This window comes from Virgisporangium aurantiacum (assembly GCF_016863635.1).
In the GTDB taxonomy this organism is placed as follows: Bacteria; Actinomycetota; Actinomycetes; order Mycobacteriales; family Micromonosporaceae; genus Virgisporangium; species Virgisporangium aurantiacum.
The window spans coordinates 54,717-67,203 of sequence record NZ_BOPG01000030.1; the positions used below are offsets into that span (position 1 = coordinate 54,717).

14 protein-coding genes and 1 pseudogene are annotated in these 12,487 nt (G+C 68.9%); 10 read left to right on the forward strand and 5 right to left on the reverse strand.

Annotated features, from left to right (window positions below):
- Positions 1-42 precede the first annotated feature (42 nt).
- Complete coding sequence (locus Vau01_RS23830; RefSeq protein WP_203996476.1) at positions 43-759, forward strand: hypothetical protein; 717 nt, start codon at positions 43-45, stop codon at positions 757-759.
- Between the two features lie 57 nt (positions 760-816).
- Here Vau01_RS23830 and Vau01_RS23835 read toward each other — a convergent pair whose 3' ends face one another.
- Positions 817-981: a hypothetical protein gene (locus tag Vau01_RS23835; RefSeq protein WP_203996477.1), complete on the reverse strand. Its 165-nt coding sequence runs from the start codon at positions 979-981 to the stop codon at positions 817-819.
- 188 nt (positions 982-1,169) lie between these two features.
- Here Vau01_RS23835 and Vau01_RS23840 point away from each other — a divergent pair, with 188 nt between their 5' ends.
- A complete protein-coding gene (locus Vau01_RS23840) occupies positions 1,170-4,067 on the forward strand; it encodes a hypothetical protein (protein ID WP_203996482.1) in 2,898 nt (965 codons plus the stop codon).
- A 101-nt stretch (positions 4,068-4,168) separates the two neighbouring features.
- On the opposite strand, the gene Vau01_RS23845 is transcribed toward Vau01_RS23840, so the two are convergent.
- Complete coding sequence (locus Vau01_RS23845; protein ID WP_203996484.1) at positions 4,169-4,681, reverse strand: 2'-5' RNA ligase family protein; 513 nt, start codon at positions 4,679-4,681, stop codon at positions 4,169-4,171.
- A gap of 79 nt (positions 4,682-4,760) precedes the next feature.
- Positions 4,761-6,395 (reverse strand): right-handed parallel beta-helix repeat-containing protein, encoded by a 1,635-nt coding sequence (locus Vau01_RS23850; RefSeq protein WP_203996486.1) that lies wholly within the window; start codon positions 6,393-6,395, stop codon positions 4,761-4,763.
- Positions 6,396-6,679: 284 nt separating this feature from the next.
- Between Vau01_RS23850 and Vau01_RS23855 the strand changes: the two genes are divergently transcribed.
- Positions 6,680-7,546, forward strand: a complete 867-nt coding sequence (locus Vau01_RS23855; RefSeq protein WP_203996489.1) for an MBL fold metallo-hydrolase — start codon at positions 6,680-6,682, stop codon at positions 7,544-7,546.
- 193 nt (positions 7,547-7,739) lie between these two features.
- Here the strand turns inward: Vau01_RS23855 and Vau01_RS23860 are convergent.
- Positions 7,740-8,210 (reverse strand): annotated as a pseudogene (locus Vau01_RS23860) (YflT domain-containing protein); the annotation flags it as partial.
- Positions 8,211-8,450: 240 nt separating this feature from the next.
- On the opposite strand from Vau01_RS23860, the gene Vau01_RS23865 reads away from it, so the two are divergent.
- The 7 genes from Vau01_RS23865 (at position 8,451) to Vau01_RS23895 (ending at position 12,006) form a co-directional block, all read left to right on the forward strand.
- Entirely contained in the window at positions 8,451-8,840 is a 390-nt protein-coding gene (locus tag Vau01_RS23865) for a VOC family protein (protein ID WP_203996491.1), read from the forward strand.
- A gap of 44 nt (positions 8,841-8,884) precedes the next feature.
- Positions 8,885-9,400: a VOC family protein gene (locus Vau01_RS23870; RefSeq protein WP_308440480.1), complete on the forward strand. Its 516-nt coding sequence runs from the start codon at positions 8,885-8,887 to the stop codon at positions 9,398-9,400.
- Positions 9,401-9,542: 142 nt separating this feature from the next.
- Entirely contained in the window at positions 9,543-9,980 is a 438-nt protein-coding gene (locus tag Vau01_RS23875) for a hypothetical protein (protein WP_203996493.1), read from the forward strand.
- A 68-nt stretch (positions 9,981-10,048) separates the two neighbouring features.
- Positions 10,049-10,450: a VOC family protein gene (locus Vau01_RS23880; protein ID WP_203996495.1), complete on the forward strand. Its 402-nt coding sequence runs from the start codon at positions 10,049-10,051 to the stop codon at positions 10,448-10,450.
- Positions 10,451-10,475: 25 nt separating this feature from the next.
- The gene (locus Vau01_RS23885; RefSeq protein ID WP_203996497.1) at positions 10,476-10,652 is read left to right on the forward strand and encodes a hypothetical protein; all 177 of its coding nucleotides are present in this window, start codon (positions 10,476-10,478) and stop codon (positions 10,650-10,652) included.
- A 63-nt stretch (positions 10,653-10,715) separates the two neighbouring features.
- Positions 10,716-11,027, forward strand: coding sequence for an EthD family reductase (locus Vau01_RS23890; RefSeq protein ID WP_203996498.1), 312 nt, complete (start codon positions 10,716-10,718; stop codon positions 11,025-11,027).
- A 109-nt stretch (positions 11,028-11,136) separates the two neighbouring features.
- A complete protein-coding gene (locus Vau01_RS23895) occupies positions 11,137-12,006 on the forward strand; it encodes a PhzF family phenazine biosynthesis protein (RefSeq protein WP_203996500.1) in 870 nt (289 codons plus the stop codon).
- Between the two features lie 34 nt (positions 12,007-12,040).
- On the opposite strand, the gene Vau01_RS23900 is transcribed toward Vau01_RS23895, so the two are convergent.
- Positions 12,041-12,484 (reverse strand): hypothetical protein, encoded by a 444-nt coding sequence (locus tag Vau01_RS23900; RefSeq protein WP_203996502.1) that lies wholly within the window; start codon positions 12,482-12,484, stop codon positions 12,041-12,043.
- Positions 12,485-12,487: the final 3 nt, after the last annotated feature.

The following is a 12,487-nucleotide window of genomic DNA, read 5'->3' on the forward strand; positions in this document are numbered from 1 at the left end:
TCCATGCCTGAGCGGGAAGGTCGACTCGGCGTGCCCATCGGGGTGGACGGCGTCGAGATCAAACTGAGCTTCGACTCCACGCAGATCGCCGACGCCACACGCGTCTTCAAGCTCGAACCCGACAAGGGCAAGAGCCGTCGCATCTGGTTCGGTGAGAATCGGCGCGGCGCGGGTGGTCCGTCCGCACTGCCCCTTTCGGCGCGCGGCATCATCCTACGAATTCGCGAAAAGAAGAAAAGCGACGCCACCCTCAAACTCCGCGGGCCGGACGGCTGCATCGACCCGGCGGCCTGGCGCGAGCGGACCGCCGGGTTCGGCAAGGTCGCACGGTTGGAGGGCGACTGGGCGGGACGGCGACGCCTCATTTCCGCGTCGGTGGACAGCGAGCTGAGCGACGCGGCACGCGACGAGTTGACGGCACCCGCGCCGTCTCTGCCACTACTGCTGTCCGACGAGCAGCGACGACTGGCCCGCGAACTGATGATCCCGCTCACCGACCTGGAACTGCTCGGGCCGATCGACGCGACAAAGTGGGATCCCGAAGACGACGACGGCTTCGCGGCCGAACTGTGGGACGTCGACGGAGATCTCCGATTCCTCGAAATCTCGATCCTCGTGTCCGACGATCCGCTCGGCGCACAGAGACGCCTCGAACAGGCCGCCATCGACGGCGGCCTTCGGCTCGACCCGGAACAGGACACGAAGACCAGCACCGTACTGCGCCACCTTGCGTCACGGCGGTCACCAGACCCGAACTGATCCAGATCGTGCCCGTCGAGCACGATCGGATCCATCCACCGACCGCGGCCGGACGAGTCAGAGGTCGAGGCGGTGGAGGATCCAGGCGGTGACGGACCGGGCGGTACCGGCAAGGACGCCGGTGATCGCGGCGGTGATCATTCTGGTCCGCCGGTCTCGGGTTGGGCCGTCCGGACGGTGCTCGTCGGGACGCGGGTCGCTAGGGTGCTGCTGTGCGGACATCGGGACACTCCTGGCATGACGGGAACGCTAATGAGCCGGCTTCGGCGGCTGACAAGAGCGTGAGGCCATCCGCGGTGATCGCGCCGAGTGCCGACGAGCGTCGACCGTGGGCCAACCCGGGCCTGGTAGGACCGGTGGAGCGCCGATGAACGCCGATGAGCGCCGATGAGTCCGGCACACTGCTACCGATGAGTTCCGGGCTGCGCCCGAGCACCCGCCGAGTAGAGCGCACGGTATTGCCCGCCGGTCAGACCCGGGACCTGCGGGACGCGGTGTATCTGCTCTACGGACAGGCGGGCTGCCCGCGACTCGATGATCTCGCCAGCATGATTGCCGACGATGACACGCTGCCCGGAGCCCCGGGCAAGGACGCCATCGGAAAGATCGTCGCCGGGGATGGGCCGGCCGCCGAGAGGGATGTCGTCAGTGTCGCCGCCGCTCTCGCCCGCGCGGCCGGTCGTTCCGATGCAGCCGCCGTCGCCGAGCGGATCCGGCAGTTGTGGACGGCGGCGTGGATCGCTCCTCCAAACCCCGAACCTGCCCCGCTCGGCAAGCGGATCCCCGACTGCGACCCGATTGCTCTGGAGGTACACCCAGCGATCACCGTGGCTCGGTCTGCGGGCGCAGTTGGGCCGCCGGGGGACTTCGGCGATCAGTTGCCGGCCTATGTCGAACGAGCCCACGATGCCCGGTTACGCGAGGCCGCCGACGAGGTCTGCAACGGCGGGTCGATGTTGGTGACGCTGGTAGGCGGGTCGTCAACGGGCAAAACGAGGGCCTGCTGGGAGATCGCCCGGTATATCGAGGCGCAACAGCCAGGGCGATGGCGGCTGTGGCACCCCTACGACCCCGCACGTTCCGACGCCGCTGCGGGTGCGATCGAGCATGTCGGACCGGCCACCATCGTGTGGCTGAACGAGGCACAGCATTACCTCGACCCACCGGATCCCCGTCTCGGCGAGCGGATCGCCGCCGGCTTGCGAACCCTGTTGGGTGACCCGGGCCGGGGCCCGGTGCTGGTGGTCGCCACCTTGTGGCCGCACCACTGGGCGGCGTTGACGACCCGACCCACCGCCCGTCAACCGGATCCACTGTCACAGGCCCGTGACCTGCTCACAGCCGGAGCGCTGGTCACGATTCCAGACAGCTTCAGCGCCTCGGAGGTCGCGGCGCTCGCGCGGGCGGGAAACGACGAGCGGCTACTCCAGGCCGCGGCCCATGCGAAAGGTGGTCGCATCACCCAGTTCCTGGCCGGTGTTCCGCTCCTGCAGGAGCGATACGCCAACGCGCAAGCCACTGCGCGCGCAATCATCGACGTTGCCACCGATGCCCGCCGCCTCGGCCATCCCAGTGCTATCCCGCATGCCCTGTTGGAGCAGGCCGCTCCCGGATATCTCACCGACCACGAATGGGACCAGGCCGGAGACGACTGGCTCGAACAGGCCCTCGCGTACACCGCCGCGCCCTGCAACGGTATTCCCGGCCCGCTGGTTCGCATTCGTCCCCAACCCGGCCACCCCTCCGCCGGTCCCTGCTACCGCCTCGCCGACTACCTCGAGCAGACCGGCCACGCCGATCGCGCGGGTCTGGTCCCGCCCGGCGCGTTCTGGGACGCTGTCGCCACGACCGTGACGAATCTGGCCACGCTGCGCCAACTCGCTGAGGCCGCCAGTGCACGCGGTCGGCTCTACCGTGCCGATCAGCTCTATCGGACTGCCGCTGACCGCGGCGACACGATCGCGCTGGGCCGGCTGGCCTGGTTGCGGGAGCAGGCGGGCGACCTGGCCGAGGCCGAACGGCTGTGGCGGGTGGCTGCGGACAAGGACGCGGCCGGTGCGCTGTATCAGGTGGTCAGGCTCCGGAAGAACGCCGGTGACCTGGCCGAGGCGGAACGGCTGGCGCTGTCGGCCGCCGACCGCGGTGACATCGTCGCGCTGAACCAACTGATCGGGTTGCGGGAGAAGACCGGTGACCTGGCTGAAGCTGAACGGCTGGCGCTGCTGGCCGCCGACCGTGCCAGCGCCGTCGGGGCCGACCACCGGGCCTGGTTGCAGCAGACCGCCGGTGACCTGACTCAGACAGAGCAGGTGGCGCTGCTGGCCGCAGCCAGGGGCAGCGCCCGCGCGCTGGCCCGGCTGGCCCAGTCGCGGGAGCAGACTGGTGACCCGGCCGGGGCCGAACGGCTGGCGTTGCTGGCCGCGGACCGCGGCGACACCGCCGCACTGACCGGCCTGGCCTGGGTCCGAGCGCGTGAAAATGACCAGGCTGAGGCTGAACGGCTCGCGCTGCTGGCCGCCGACCGCGGCGACGCGGCCACATTGACCATGTTCGCCTGGCTGCGGACGCTGGCCGGTGACCTGTCCGAGGCGGAACGGCTGTACAGCATGGCCGCCGACAGGGGTGACGGCAGCGCGTTGTGCTGGTTGGCCGAGCGGCGCGCGGAACAGGGATGCCCGGTCGAGGCCGAGCGGCTGGCGTTGCTGGCCGCCGACCGCGGCGATCCGCTCGCGCTGAACAATCTGGTCCGTTCGCTGGAACGGGCCGGTGACCAGGCTAAACGGCTCGCGCTCGTCGCCGCCGACCGCGGGAACACTTTTGCGCTGACGCTGCTCGCCGACTTGCGGCAAGAGGCCGGTGACCTGTCCGAGGCCGAACGGCTGTACCGCATAGCCGCCGACCGGGGCGACGCGACCGCGTTGAAACGGTTGGCCGAGCGGCGAGAGGACCAGGGCGACCCGGTCGAGGCGGAACGGCTGGCCGCCGACCGGCACGACGCGACCGCGTTGAAACGGTTGGCCGAGCGGCGAGAGGACCAGGGCGACCCGGTCGAGGCGGAACGGCTCGCGTTGCTGGCCGCCGACCACGGCAACCCTGACGCTTTGAACGACCTGGTCTGGCGGCGGGGAGATCAGGGGAACGCGACCGAGGCTGAGCGGCTGGCCCTGGTGGCAGCCGACCACGGCCATGCCGGCACGCTCGGTCACCTGACCCAGTTATTGCTGACGGCAGGCGATCCGGTACGCGCCAAGCTCCTGCAAAGGTACGGACTCACCGATGATGGCGCGATCTCGCCGGAGTGGGATTGACGCGGTCCGGACGCTGGCGCGCGCGTACCGGAGCCGACCGCGGTTTGTCATGCTCGACTCTGCTGAGGTGGGCGACGAGGCTGATCCGGACGTCCCCTCTCTCATGAAGCCGGGCCGAGTGGCATGTGCAGCTCGCGGACTCGCCTGCCGTCTTCGTCCCGGCGGTAGACGGTCAGAGACAGCGCCCTGCCGACCAAAGGTAGGTTCATCGCCGCCGTCTCGCGGATGCCGGCCTGCAGCGCCGCCTTCTCTGCGCAGCGGCCGACCGTCATGTGAGGAACGAAATGAGATGGCCGTTGCACGCCATCAAGAGCCAGGCCGTAGATCGACTCATGCAACCAGCAAACCTGCTCTCGACCCTCGTCAACGAGTAGAAAGAGGTACTCGTCCTCCCAAATCGTCAAGGCTGGGAGGTCCAGCGCGAAGGGTGCACAAGCGGCGAGTACGGGCTGTATGGCTGTCGCCAGCGATGGCAACGGTCCAGACCATTCGAACGGAAACGCGACGGTGATGTGGGCCGGCACCGCGGCGGCGAGGGGATCCCACTTACTGCGGAATCGCTCGACCGCTGAGGTGTCCATCTCGGGGAAGATGGCAAGGACGCGTATCGCCACAGCCGCGATTTTGCCAGTCACGCCGCCGCATTGAGCTAGCCGCGATCCGCGCGCCACTTCGTGCCGTGCATGCGCGGTCTCAGCGCCTGCGCCGCCCCTCGATGATCTCCGCGGCACCCGGTTCGCAGTTCGTCCCCTGTGGACGGGCGAGACCGCGCTGGTCGGTGCCGAACACGTTGCACGCGGCCGCCGGTAGCAGGCCGGCGACCGGGCCGGCCGCCGCCGGTAGCCGGGTCTGCGTCGGGCCGCCGTTGTTCGCCAGCGCCCCGAGCTGCGGATCGCCGCCGTTGTTGACGTCGCCCGAACCCTCGATGAACACGCACGAGGCGTCGCCGGAGAAGTTGTACCCGGTCGAGATCGTGGTACCGGCGATCCAGCAGCCGATCCCGCCGCCCAGGCCGCCGGCCACGATCGAGGCGAACGCGTGCAGGTCCTCGCCGGTCGCCACGTTGGTACCGGTCGTGGCGGTGTTGCCGGCGATCGTCGCGTGGCGCAGGTAGATGTCGCCGGTGCTGGTGTACACCCCGCCGCCGCCGGCCGAGGCGACGTTGCCGGTGATCGTGGAGTTGTCGACCCGCAGTTCGCCGGACTTCGCCGAGATCCCGCCGCCGCGCCCGTCGGCGCCGGCGGAGGTGTTGGTGGTCGTGTTGGCGCTGAACGTCGACCGGGTGATCGTGATCTGGGTGGTCGCGGCCTCGCCGGTGTCCTCGCTGACCGTCACGGCCAGCCCGCCGCCCGCGCCGATCCTGGCGTTGCCGGAGACCGTCGAGTCGGTGACGCTGACCGACAGCGCGTCGGTCGGCTGGTCCAGGTCGAGGATCACGGCGATCCCACCGCCGTTGTCGGCGCCGGTCGGGTGGTTGCCGGTGATCGTGGCGCCGGACACCACCAGGTCACCGCAGTTGGAGCAGACCACACCGGTACCACCGTTGTCCTGCACCACGGTGTCGGTGAGCGTGAACACGCCGTTGCCCTGCCCGGTGGTACTGACCCCGCCGGCGCCGTTGTTCGAGATCGTCGAACCGGACGCGGACAGCGCACCGTCGATCAGGCCGACGCCGCGCTCGGTGTTGTCGCTGATCGTCGAGTCGACGATGGTGACGGTGCCGAACGAGATGTGCACACCGGTACCGGTGTTCGGGCCGATCGTCGAGTCCACGATGTCCAGCGTCGCGCCGGTGTCCGGGCCGAGGCTGCCGATGACCCGTCCGGTACCGGCGTTGTTGCCGCTCACCGTGACCCCGGTCAGGTCGACGTCACCGCCGTTGTAGGCGATCGCCGCGCCCTGCGAACCCGACCCGCCGGTGAGCGTGGCGTCGGTGATGATCAGGCCGCCGCCCGCGCCGAGGGCCTGGACGATGCGCCGGTTGCGGCAGGTCTGCTGGATCGTCGCGCCGTTGCCGTCGATCGTGAGGACCTTCGCCGGGACAAAGTCGAGGTCACCGTTCGCGTTGGCGTCCTCGTCCGCGCCGCAGGTACTGAGCTGGTACGTCGCGGCACTCAACTGGATCGTCGTCGCGCCGGCGGCGGCGTTGGCCGTGTTCACCGCCTCGCGCAGCGAGATCAGCCCGTCGCCGGCGTTCACCACGTCGGCGGTGGTGCTGACGACCACCGTCGACGCGTACGCCGGCGGGGCGGCTGCGACGGTCGCGACGGTGGCGGCCGCGAGGACGACCGCCGGTACAGCCAGGACCCGCCGCATGATCGGCTTCATGGCGGCATCCTGGACCACCCGCGACGCGAACGCCGGTATCTGTCGCAGATCCGCCAGCGGGCGGCGCTCACCAGGCGCGGTATGAAGCCGGATGTCCGGAAGCGAGCGGACGTTGTACCGTATGCCTCCGACACCAGCCGAGAGGAGGTGAGTTCGATGTCGACCTGTCAGATGTCGCGCTCCCTCGACGTGACCGAAGCCGAGGAGCGCGCCACTCCGTAAGGAGCACGCGTGTCCAACACTGTCCACCACCGTCCAGCCACGATGACGCTCTCAGGAGTGTCATGACCGCCACGCGCATCGACTTCGTCTCCTCGGCCCCGGCGCCGGGCACGTTCGACGTCCGGTGGATCCACGGATCCCTGTCGGCCAAGCACAACACCGATCCCGACATCCAGGTGCACGCCTACAACGAGCACACTTTCATCCTGCGCCAGAACATGGCGGTCAACTACGAGGCGCCGTTCCTGTTCCTGCTGTTCGGCAACGACCGGGTCGTCCTGCTCGACACCGGCGCCACCACCTCGGCTGAGCACTTCCCGTTGCAGCGAACGGTCGAGGAGGTGATGCGGCGATGGCTGGCCGTCCACCCGCGCGAGGGCTACCAACTTCTGGTGCTGCACACACACGCCCATGGCGACCACGTCGCCGGCGACGCCCAGTTCGCAGGCAAGGACGACACCGTCGTCGTGGGCGCTGACCGCGCCACCGCGTGGGCGCATCTCGGTCTCGCTGAGCCGGGCCAGACGAGTCGCGTCGACCTCGGCGGACGCGTCCTGGATTGCCTGGCCACGCCCGGCCACCATGACTCGGCCGTTACCTTCTACGACCGGTACACCGGGCTGCTGCTGACCGGGGACACCGTCTATCCGGGGCGGCTCTACGTCGACGACTGGCCGGCCTTCCGGCTCACCATCGACACCCTGGTCCGGTTCGCCGAGTCGCGGCCGGTGACCCACATCCTCGGCTGCCACATCGAGATGACCAACGAACCGGGAACGGACTACCCGATTCGTACCACCTTCCAGCCCCATGAACCGCCACTGCAAATGACAACACAACAGTTACGTGACATCCGCGCGGCCATCGACGAGGTGGGCGACCAACCCGGCCGGCACGTCTTCGCCGACTTCATCATCCACCGCAGGTAGCAGTCACCGAGACTCACCGGTCGTGTCCGGCCCCCGGAGAGGTCGGCCGGACACGTCGGCGATGGACCACGCTATGACGCGCCCGGTCCAGAATCTCACTCAGTCGCTTGCCCGGCCGGGTGTCCAGCCGTTCTTGAACTGGTTCGCGACCGGCGTTCGGCTCCTCCGGGACCGTGCGATCCCCAACGTCGGCGGGATTTCGGAACGTCAACTGGCCGAGCATCTGCCCGGCCCGGTCGGCGTGCTCGGCGGTCACGGTGACGGCGTACCGCTCCGCCACCAGGTGGCTCGACGACGTGAAGTCGCGCTGGCCACCGGTCATGGCGTGCGCGATCGCACCGAACACGGCACCCCAGACGGCACCGATCAGTAGGCCGGTCAGGATGACCAGGAGCCAGCCGCGCGTGGTGAACAGCGCGAACAGCAGGCCGATGAACAGGCCGAACCAGGCGCCGCTGGCCGCGCCGGCGAGCGCCGCCCGCGCTATGGTCATCCGGCCCAGCACCCGCTCGACCAGCCGCAGATCGGTGCCGACGATCGCGGTCTGCTCGACCGGGAACCCGTTGTCGGACAGGTAGTCGACGGCTCGCTGGGCCGAGGCGTAGTCGAGGTAGACGGCGACGGTCACCGCGGGGGTCCGGGCGCCCGACTGGGGAACGGTCATTGCTGCCTCCTTCGTCCAGCCGGTTGATTCCCACTCGTGGCGCCGACCTAACGCGGCAGTCGCTTGGCGGAGACTCCGGTTGCTCGGCGGCCGGCCGCTATGCCGCAAGCAATGCGGCCCCGCTGATCTGCCGATCGGGTCGGTGAGTCATGACCTGGCACCGTCCTGGACTTCCTGGAGACGGTCTCCGGGTGGCGCTCACCCGCCGGCCTGCGTGTCGAACCCGATTAACATGCGAAGATGCTGAACAACGCGCGGATCGAGGCCCGTATCCCCACTCAGGATCTTGTCCGAGCCCGGCGCTGGTATGCCGAGAAGCTTGGCCTGGAACCGGTCGAGGAACGCGACGGCGGCCTGCGGTACGAGGGCGCAACAGGTGTCTTCTGCCTGTTCGCCTCCGGCGGCCGGTCGGACGGTTCGTTCACGCAGATGGGCTTCTACGTCGACGACATCGACGCGGCCGTCGCCGGGCTACGCGTCCGCGGGGTGGTCTTCGAGCAGTACGACGGCGCCGTCGACGGGATCATGGACATCGAGGGCAACTACCCGAGCAAGGGCCGCGGCGAACGGGCCGCCTGGTTCCGCGACAGCGAGGGCAACCTGCTCGGCATCGCCGAGATAGTGCGCTGACCACCAACCGCGAAACCGCATCGACAACGCTCCGACACCCGCGGATGCCGCTGTCCGGGACGCCGCTGCGGTCGTACAGTCAATCTCGATCCTCACCGCCGGAAGGAGATAGCCATGCCGGGTTACCTGACGGGTTCGATGGCCCGTCCATTCCCGATCTCCTGGAGGATCAAATGGTTTCGTCCATCCGATGGATCTCTGTCGACTGTGCTGATCCCTTCCCGTTGTCGCGTTTCTACGGCGACGTAACCGGCTGGCCGACCGATGCCGACGACCGGCCCGGTCATGACGAGTGCGCCGTGCTGCCGCCCGCGCCTGGGCATCCCGGGCTGTTGTTCACCCGGGTACCGGAACCGAAGGGCGCGAAGAATCGGCTCCACCTCGACCTGCAGCCCCTCGACCGCACCCGGGACGAGGAAGTCGAGCGGGTCATCGCCCTCGGTGCCACACTGCTCGCCGACCGGCGCGGCCGAGGGCAGGGATGGATCGTGCTCGCCGATCCGGAAGGTAACGAGTTCTGCATGAACACGAGCCCCGCCGAGCGGGAACAGAGCGCGTGACAGTGCCGGTGGGGTGTCGTCCGTCACGTCGGCACCCCACCGGCTTTTTCCCTGGGCGTGCTGGACCTCCCGGGAGCGTTTCTTGCTGGCAGGTGGCCGTTTCGGGGATGCCAGTGCCCCCGGAATTGGTGATCATGGTGGCGTGACAAGGCGAGAGATCCGAACCGCGCATGAGCGCTGGCTCGGCTACTTGCGCGTTCTTGAGGCCAGGGACGCGAAGACCACCCGCGACCGGCTACGCGAGCTGGCCCACGACGTCATCCGACCGGTCCGCCTGTGGACCGCCCGCAACCCCAACACGCCGCCCGACGCACTGACAATTCTCAGCACCGACCCCGACGAAACGGTCGGATGGAACGTCCTGCTGAACCGGTCGACGCCGTTGGAGGGCCTCCAGGCGATGGCGGATGCGGAAACCGCCAGCGCCCCGGCCGACTGGTTCATCGTCCGGCACAAGGTCGCCCACCATCCCAACACGTCGGCCGAACTCCGGTCCCAGCTACTCGCAGTCGGCGTATGCCGGCCTCCCTCAACGCAATCGTGCAGCCACGAACAGATGTACTGGAACTCGCGCCGCTGACCAGCGCGCGGATCTGGCCGCGTAGCGCGCGGCCGCGTCCCTGTGTAGCTCGGCGTAGCCTCGACGTCATGCCTGTCCAGCTCAACCACACCATCGTCCATGTGCGTGACCGGGAACGCTCCGCCCGGCGCCTGGCGGAGTTGCTGGGCCTCGCGGAACCGGTTCCGTACGGTCCATTCCTGGTCGTCGAACTGGCCAACAACTGCTCGCTCGACTTCATCCAGGAGGACGGCACCATCCATCCCCAGCACTACGCGTTCCTCGTGTCGGACGCGGAGTTCGACGAGATCCTCGCCCGGATCCAGACGCACGGATTGTCGTACTGGGCGGACCCGTACCACCGGCAGCCGGGAAAGATCAATACCAACGACGGCGGGCGCGGACTGTACTGGGAGGACGCCGACGGTCACAACCTCGAGATCATCACGGTGCCGTACGGCGGCTGGGTCGAGAGATCGAGTGAACCGTGAACGGATATCTCTCCGGTCACGAATCATGATCGCGGGACAGGCGAAGCGTCAGGTGCAACCGCATCAGCCGGCGTCGGCGGCCGCGCAGGTCATCACCGACCGCGTCGGCGACGCCGCGCTCGTCTTCGCGCTGCGCGCCAACATAGCCGAGAACAGTGCGTCGGATCTTGAGGCGATCCGAACCGTTCCGCGTCGTCCCTAGATCCTTAGCAGGAACTCCCAGGTCATCCGGATGTTATGTTCTCGTCTCCGGACGGAGGTCGTCATGCACAAGTTGGTGGTCCTGTATTCCAAGCCCGCCGACCCTGACCACTTCCGCGACTACTACGTGACCAACCACCTTCCACTGGTCATGAATCTGCCCGGCCTGCTTGCGTGGCGCTACAGCTTCGACGTGGCGGCGACCCAGGGAGAAACGCCGTATTTCGCGGTCTTCGAAGGCGACTTCGCTGACGCCGCCGCCATGGCGGCGGCGCGGGCGTCGCCGCAAGGCCAGCGGGTGGCCGCCGATGTCGCCAACTACGCCACCGGCGGTGCGGTCGTCATCCACTATCCGGTGCAGGACGGCACCGGCTGAGGCGCGCCGGTACGCTCCGGAACGCGCTCGGTCGGCCGTCGCGGCCAGATCTGGCTATCGGCGGACGCCGTTCGCGGTTGCCGGTTCGTTGAGCGTCAGAGGTGGGCCGATGTCCTGGCCGGATGTCACGGTGGTGGATGCGTGCGTGCGGCGCGACGGCCGGGGCGGCAGCCCCACGGCCGTCACCGACGACGACTCGGCGGCGACGGACGCGGACCGGCGTGCGGTCGCTGCTGCGGCCGGCACCTCGCACGCGGCGCTCCTCGGCCCGGGGCGGACGCCGGACGGTGGTTGGCCGGTCCGGTTCTTCACCGCCACCGCCGAACTGTCCGGCTGCGGCCACGGCACCGTTGCCGCGCAGGCCGTCCGGTTGAGCCGCACCTCGCTGGACGAGCTGGACGACCGCCAACACACCGGCGGGCGCACGTTCGACACCGTCGCGATCCGTCGCCCCGCCGGCATCGAGGTGTGGTTCGACCAGGGCCTCGTCGCGCTGCGTCACCCGGCACCGGACGAGCGTGCCGAGATCGTCGGCGCGCTCGGGCTCACCGCGGACGACCCGCATCCGACCGACGCGCCACGGATCGCCGCGCCCGGCGCACCACGCATGCTGGTACCGGTCCACGACCGGACGGCGCTGCTCCGAGTCTGCCCGCACCTCGGCAGGCTCACAGCGGCATGCCGGCGGTACGGGCTCCTCGGCTGTTTCGTGTACGTACCGCCGGCGGGCGACCGACCGGGTGCGGCGCGGATGTTCGCGCCGGCGATCGGTGTCGATGAGGACGTCGCCAACGCCAACAGCACCGGCTGCCTGGCCGCCCACCTGCTCGACACGACCGGGGCACAGACGGTCGCGATCGAGGTGGAGCAGGGTGACACCCTCGGTCGACCTGCCAGCGTGCTCGCTTCGGCCCGACGCGGGCCGGCGGGCATCACGACCCGGGTCGGCGGGCTGGCGGTGGTCCGCGACGGACACTGAGGCGACGACTCGACCGTCCTCATCCAATGTTTGGCTACTCAGCTTCGTCGGCTTCGTCGGTGTCGTTGGTCTGGGAGCGCGCGAGATGCGTTTCGAGCCGGCTTATCGCTCCCCACAGGTAGAAGGACGGGCGGCCTCGGTGCAGGCCGCTTCGATAGATGCCGACGCCCTCGACAACGGCCTGTGAGCCGAGGTGGGGTGCCTGCAGTTCGGCCGCCTTGCGCATCAGTTCTCGGGCGGTGAAACCGGCTTTGTCGTCGGCGCTGATCTGTACGTGCCGCTGGGAACCGCCCTTGGCACCGAATGGACTCAGGTAGATCTCGGCCGCATCGAGGGCGACGGTGTCCGGCGGAAATTCCGCTGCGAACGTGGTCAGATCGGCCTCGCTGCTCGGCCAGACCGGTCCGTGCCGCTGCACGGCGGCGAAGGGCAGATCCGGCCGGTGCAATGCCTCCTCATCGGCGCTGCCAATAGTCATACA

What these genes read in the sequence shown, in the direction of transcription:
- Vau01_RS23835 (WP_203996477.1), bottom strand. Translation starts at nt 981, where the DNA reads ATGTCCGCACAGCAGCACCCTAGCGACCCGCGTCCCGACGAGCACCGT.
- Vau01_RS23840 (WP_203996482.1), top strand. Translation starts at nt 1,170, where the DNA reads ATGAGTTCCGGGCTGCGCCCGAGCACCCGCCGAGTAGAGCGCACGGTA.
- Vau01_RS23850 (WP_203996486.1), bottom strand. Translation starts at nt 6,395, where the DNA reads ATGAAGCCGATCATGCGGCGGGTCCTGGCTGTACCGGCGGTCGTCCTC.
- Vau01_RS23855 (WP_203996489.1), top strand. Translation starts at nt 6,680, where the DNA reads ATGACCGCCACGCGCATCGACTTCGTCTCCTCGGCCCCGGCGCCGGGC.
- Vau01_RS23865 (WP_203996491.1), top strand. Translation starts at nt 8,451, where the DNA reads ATGCTGAACAACGCGCGGATCGAGGCCCGTATCCCCACTCAGGATCTT.
- Vau01_RS23870 (WP_308440480.1), top strand. Translation starts at nt 8,885, where the DNA reads ATGCCGCTGTCCGGGACGCCGCTGCGGTCGTACAGTCAATCTCGATCC.
- Vau01_RS23880 (WP_203996495.1), top strand. Translation starts at nt 10,049, where the DNA reads ATGCCTGTCCAGCTCAACCACACCATCGTCCATGTGCGTGACCGGGAA.
- Vau01_RS23885 (WP_203996497.1), top strand. Translation starts at nt 10,476, where the DNA reads ATGATCGCGGGACAGGCGAAGCGTCAGGTGCAACCGCATCAGCCGGCG.
- Vau01_RS23890 (WP_203996498.1), top strand. Translation starts at nt 10,716, where the DNA reads ATGCACAAGTTGGTGGTCCTGTATTCCAAGCCCGCCGACCCTGACCAC.
- Vau01_RS23895 (WP_203996500.1), top strand. Translation starts at nt 11,137, where the DNA reads ATGTCCTGGCCGGATGTCACGGTGGTGGATGCGTGCGTGCGGCGCGAC.
- Vau01_RS23900 (WP_203996502.1), bottom strand. Translation starts at nt 12,484, where the DNA reads ATGACTATTGGCAGCGCCGATGAGGAGGCATTGCACCGGCCGGATCTG.